1 protein-coding gene is annotated in these 2,123 nt (G+C 60.0%); it reads left to right on the forward strand.

Annotation, left to right across the window (positions count from 1 at the left end):
* Positions 1-534: 534 nt before the first annotated feature.
* On the forward strand, positions 535-1,560 hold the full coding sequence (locus U5775_RS38680) for a GlxA family transcriptional regulator (RefSeq protein WP_322063396.1): 1,026 nt from the start codon (positions 535-537) through the stop codon (positions 1,558-1,560).
* Positions 1,561-2,123 lie beyond the last annotated feature (563 nt).

Consider the following 2,123-nt stretch of genomic DNA (forward strand, 5'->3'; position numbering starts at 1 on the left):
CCGCTCGATTTCTTTCAAAATGCTGTTACGCACCGCGGAGTCGCGCTCGGCAAGCGGCTGCGAAAAGAAAGCTTGAGTGTTCGACATAAAGCGTCCGTGACGATGTGAGAGGAATGGCCCTTACCGCTTGAGACCCCGCCCCGCCTGGGTTTCCCGCCGTTGGGGACGGTGGCGGTTGACGGCTCTATTCTTGTCGTTCGGATTTATGGTCGATGTATGAATTCAGACGCGTTCTTTTCCTTTTCCGCCATCGGCGTCCATTTTTCACAAGTGAGCCGGCGCGCTAACCATAGGTGGAATGGTTTCCGATCCGAACAATCGTCATACCTTATTCGCGGTGAATGGAAATGGCCCTGGCGCCGCCACGTTTCGCGAATGCCTTGGGCGCATTTCTGGCTTGCCCCACCCGTATTTTTGTCCGGCTTGAATTAGGGTTTAGCCGCATGGCACACTCGACGTGCCAGATTCCAGAATTGCGGTAGCCTGGCCCGGGTTCCCGGCCCATGGCCCCAGAATGAAAGGAATCGTCCCCTCATGTTGCCCGACCGCTCGGCGTCGCTAGCGCATTTCGCGTTCATGCCGCTGCCCAACTTCACGATGATCGCGTTTACCAACGCCATCGAAGTCCTTCGCATGGCTAACTACCTGAGCGGGCAACCGCTATACCGGTGGTCGATCATCAGCCCCCAGGGCGGCCAGGTTACGGCAAGCAACGGACTCGCCATCGACACCGGCCCCGCCGAATGCGTGGGCCAGCCCGACATCGTGTTCGTGTGCGGGGGCGTCGACGTGCAGCGCGTCACCACGGCCGAACATCTTTCCGCGCTGCGCCGCTTCGCGCGCATGGGCATCGCGCTCGGCAGCCTGTGCACTGGCACCTACGCGCTCGCCAAGGCGGGCCTGCTGGCCGGCTATGCGTGCGCGATCCATTGGGAGAACATGTCGGCGCTGAAGGAGGAATTTCCGTCCACGCGCTTTCTCAAAGAGCTCTTCGTGATCGACCGCGACCGCGTGACCTGCACGGGCGGCGTGGCGCCGCTCGACATGATGCTCAACCTGATCACGACGCGCGTGGGCACCGCGCGCGTCACGCAGATCGCCGAGCAGTTCGTGGTCGAGCACGTACGCGATACCAGCGCGCAGCAGCGCATGCCGCTCGTCGCGCGGCTTGGCTCGGCGAACAAGTCGCTGTTCGAAGTCATCGCGCTGATGGAGAACAACATCGAGGAACCGCTCTCGCGAGAAGAGCTCGCGCGGCTCGCGAATATGTCGCAACGGCAGTTGCAGCGGTTATTTCATGAGCATCTTGGGATGACGCCGACGCATTACTATTTGACGTTGCGGTTGCGGCGGGCGCGCGAGCTGTTGTTGCAGACCGATATGTCGATTATGCAGATTACGATGGCTTGCGGGTTTCAGTCGGCGTGTCACTTCAGCAAGAGCTATCGTGATGCGTTTGGGAATGCGCCTACCGGTGAGCGGCGCAAGCGGATCGCGCCGCTTTCTGGGGCTGATGCGCCGACTTTGGTGGTTGCGCCTTCGTCATTGTCGACGCATTGAGGTTTTTTGCGGGGTTTTTGGGTTTTTTCGTGTTTCCTTGTGTTCGTGGTGGTCTGCCAGGGTTGCCCCTGTGCGGGGCGGCACCTACTTTCTTTGCGGCGGCAAAGAAAGTAGGCAAAGAAAGCCGCTCACACCGCCAGTGTGACGCAGTCCACAAACTGCCGTTCAGGGGGAAAGGTATAGGAGCGTCTGTCGCTTCGCACCACCAGACGAAGTGACAAGGCACTCGCACATCCGGCGGCGCTACGCGCGCCGTGGGGCATAACCCCAAACCAGTGGGGTGCATGTGCCTTCGCTGGTTTGTGCAGCACGTCTGGTTTCCCATGTAGACCCGACCGCTGCGCGCGTAGCGAGCAGCGGGATGAATGAGTCCTTTGTCACTGGGTGGTATGGTGCGAGATGGCAGACGCGCCTATACCATTCCCCTTAAACGGCTGTTTGTGGACTTCGTCACACTGGCGGTTTGAGCGGCTTTCTTTGCCTACTTTCTTTGCCGCCGCAAAGAAAGTAGGTGCCGCCCCGCACAGGGGCAACCCTGGCATACCACCACGAAAACAAGGAAA

The sequence above is a fragment of the Paraburkholderia sp. J63 genome (genome assembly GCF_905220245.1).
Classification (GTDB): Bacteria; Pseudomonadota; Gammaproteobacteria; order Burkholderiales; family Burkholderiaceae; genus Paraburkholderia.